Below are 3,272 nucleotides of genomic sequence, written 5' to 3' on the forward strand. Positions count from 1 at the left end.
TTTCAGGGTTCAACGACAGGAAAAACCGTGGTGCGCCGCCGCCCACATAGGTGTCGACCATGCTCGTCTGGGGTTCCTGCAACAGCGCCTTCTCCACCTGAGCCGCTACGGCCTCGGTGCTTTTGAACGCGCTGCCGGGCGGCATATACACTTCCAGAATCAGCTCCGAGCGGTCCGAGTCGGGGAAGAACTGTTTCTTCACCACCGCCATACCCAGGCCACACAGCACAAACGCGGCCACCACCAGCCCAGTTACCAGCCAGCGCCCACGCACGCAGGCCTCTACCAGGCGGCGCAGTTTCTGGTAGTAGCGCCCGGCATAAATCGCATCATGCCCGCCGGGCACTGGCTTGATCTGCGGTAGCATCTTTACGCCCAGGTAAGGCGTGAACACCACCGCGACCAGCCACGACGAAATCAATGCGAACCCGACAATCCAGAAGATATTGCCGGCGTACTCGCCAGCACCGGAGCGCGCAAACCCCACCGGCAAAAAGCCAATGATGGTCACCAGCGTACCGGTGAGCATGGGCGCGGCGGTGGAGCTCCAGGCATAGGTCGCCGCGTGAATGCGGTCAAACCCTTCTTCAAGTTTCACCACCATCATCTCGATGGCGATGATGGCGTCGTCCACCAGCAAGCCCAGGGAGATGATCAGCGCGCCAAGGGTGACCCGGTCGAATTCACGGCCCGTGACCAGCATGATCACGAACACGATCGACAGAGTCAGCGGCACGGCGGCCGCCACCACCAGCCCCACGCGAAAGCCCAGGGCCAACAGGCTGATCAGCATCACCACCGCCAGGGCGACGAAGAATTTGAGCATGAATTCATTGACCGCCAGGCTGATGTTCTTCGCCTGGTCGGACACCTTGGCAAAGTTCACGCCCAGGGGCAGGTCGGCCTGGATCCGCGCTTCTTCGGCTTGCAGACTCTTGTCCAGTTCCAGACCGTTCCAGTGCTTCTCCATGATCACGCCCAGCATCAGCGCCGGGTCGCCCTGGTGGCGGATGCGGTAACTGGGCGGGTCTTCATAACCCCGGCTCACGGTGGCTACATCGGCGATGCGCAATACGCGGCCATTGACTTGCAGGGGCACGTTCTCGATCAAGGCCAGGCTGTCGAACGCGCCGTCGATGCGGATATAAGCGCGTGCGCCCGCCGTTTCGACGAAGCCTGAGGGCGCCACGGCGTTTTGTGCGGCGAGGGCGGTGAAGATCTGTTCGGGCTTGATGCCCAGGGTCGCCAGGCGCTCATAGGAAAACTCCACAAACACACGCTGGGCCTGTTCGCCGAGGATATTGACCTTCTTCACCCCGGGCAGGTTGAGCAGGCCCTGGCGCAATTGTTCGGCCATTTGCACCTGCTGGCGGTGGGGCAGGTGTTCGGCTTCCAGGGCGTACAACGCAAAGTACACATCGGAATATTCATCGTTGAAAAACGGCCCGATCACGCCCTTGGGCAATTGCGCGGCTTCGTCGCTGAGCTTTTTGCGCGTCTGGTAGAACAGCGCCTGGATCTCGCTCGGGCGGGTGGATTCGAGGAAGGTCATGCGCATCGACACAAAGCCCGGCTGGGCGATGGTCTCGACGCGGTCGTAGTAGTCCAGCTCTTGCAGGCGTTTTTCTAGGCGGTCGGCGACTTGTTCCTGCATTTCCTGGGCGGTGGCGCCGGGCCAGGCGGCGGTGATGGTCATGACCTTGACGGTAAACGAAGGGTCTTCGGCGCGGCCCAGCTTGCTGAATGCGAAGACCCCGGCGACGAGGATCGCAATCAGCAAAAACAGGGTGACGGCGCGGTGTTTGACGGCCAGTTCGGAGAGGTTGATCCCGCGCATACTCATTGATCCTGCTGACGGTTGAGGGCCAGCGCCTGGGCGGGCAGCAAGCGCACCGTGTCGCCGCTGTGCAACAGGTGAGCGCCGAGGGCGACGATGGTTTGGCCGGGTGTTACGCCGCTGTCGAGCAAGGCGTCTTCCTGGCCGAGGCTGGCGACTTTCACCGGGGCGAAGCTGATCTTTTGGTCATCGCCAATCAGCCAGACGCCCGTGCCTTGCCCCGCATCCTGCAAGGCGCCAATGGGCACGCGGGTTTGCAGAGGCTGGCCGTTGCCTTGCAGGCGCACGGTGATGGTGGAACCGAGGGCGAAACGCTCGACCGAACCCTGCAGCACATAACGTGCCCGGTAGGTGCGGGTGACCGGGTCGGCGCTGGCGGACAGCTCGCGCAGGGTGGCGGTCACGGCCTGGTCGGGTGCGCCGAAGGGGAATGCCAAGGCTTTTTGCGCGGCCAGGTCACGCCGGTTCTCCGGCAGGTTGACGATGGCTTCACGGGCACCGTCATGGGCCAGGCGCGCGACGATTTGCCCTTCGGCCACCACCTGTCCGCGATCGGCCAGCACATCGGTGATGATGCCGTCGCCATCGGCCTTGAGTACCGAATACGTGCGGCGGTTTTCGATCTGGCTGGCGTCCGATTGCGCCGCGGCCAGTTCGGCCTGGGCGACGCGCAGGTTGGTGGCCGACTGGTCGAAGATCTGCCGCGACACCGCGCCGGTACTGGCCAGGCGCTGGTAACGGTTTTCATCGTCACGGCGCTGGCGCAGTTGCGCCTCGGCTGCGTTGACGCGGTTCTTGGCCGAACGCAGCGCCAGTTCGAAGTCGCCGATGTCCAGTACCAACAGGGTGTCGCCACGGGAGACATGCTGGCCGGGGTCGACCTTGCGCTCGATCACCTTGCCGCTGACCCGAAAGCCCAGGTTGCTTTCAGTGCGTGCTGCCACCACGCCGGTATAAGCGCTTTGCTGGGTGCCGGCGGCTTCGACCTTGGCGGCGAGTACCGGACGCGGCACTGGTACCTGAGCGGTATCGGCCTTGCTGTTGCAGCCATTGAGGAACATCAACAGGGCCAGGGGTGTGAGAAGACGCAGGGGGAGAGGGGGCATGGCGAACTCCGGAAACCATTGTGCAAAAAATTACGGGCGTAATTTTTTACTTATATTATGGTTGAAATATAAATTAATCCAGTCCCCAGATAATCCCCGTCAACTATGCGCAGATCTCCTGTGGGCTTGTTCCGAAAGCGGAGGGTCAGTCACTGATGAGTCAACCGAACCATCTACACATTTTTGTAGGTTTTAGCGGCCAACGGTAACCACGATGCGAAGCGAGCCGCTCTTGATCTTGATCTGCTTTTGATCTCAAGCGCCCCGTCAAACCACGCTGGCCGGAATTCGACAGGGATTTGGGGGGTAAACCGGCAGGGATGCCGGTT

General features: G+C 61.9%; 2 protein-coding genes. Both read right to left on the bottom strand.

Going from position 1 to position 3,272, the window contains the following annotated elements; translation table 11 throughout:
- The coding region (locus tag GIW04_RS29140) for an efflux RND transporter permease subunit (protein ID WP_236479483.1) at positions 1–1,837 on the bottom strand (1,837 nt) is incomplete at its 3' end.
- Positions 1,838–1,839: 2 nt separating this feature from the next.
- Positions 1,840–2,943: an efflux RND transporter periplasmic adaptor subunit gene (locus GIW04_RS29145; protein ID WP_034134400.1), complete on the bottom strand. Its 1,104-nt coding sequence runs from the start codon at positions 2,941–2,943 to the stop codon at positions 1,840–1,842.
- Positions 2,944–3,272 lie beyond the last annotated feature (329 nt).

The organism is Pseudomonas sp. PA-4-8C (genome assembly GCF_021606625.1).
GTDB lineage: Bacteria > Pseudomonadota > Gammaproteobacteria > Pseudomonadales > Pseudomonadaceae > Aquipseudomonas > Aquipseudomonas lactis.

Coding starts and splice junctions, on each gene's coding strand:
- GIW04_RS29145 (WP_034134400.1), bottom strand. CDS start 2,943: ATGCCCCCTCTCCCCCTGCGTCTTCTCACACCCCTGGCCCTGTTGATG.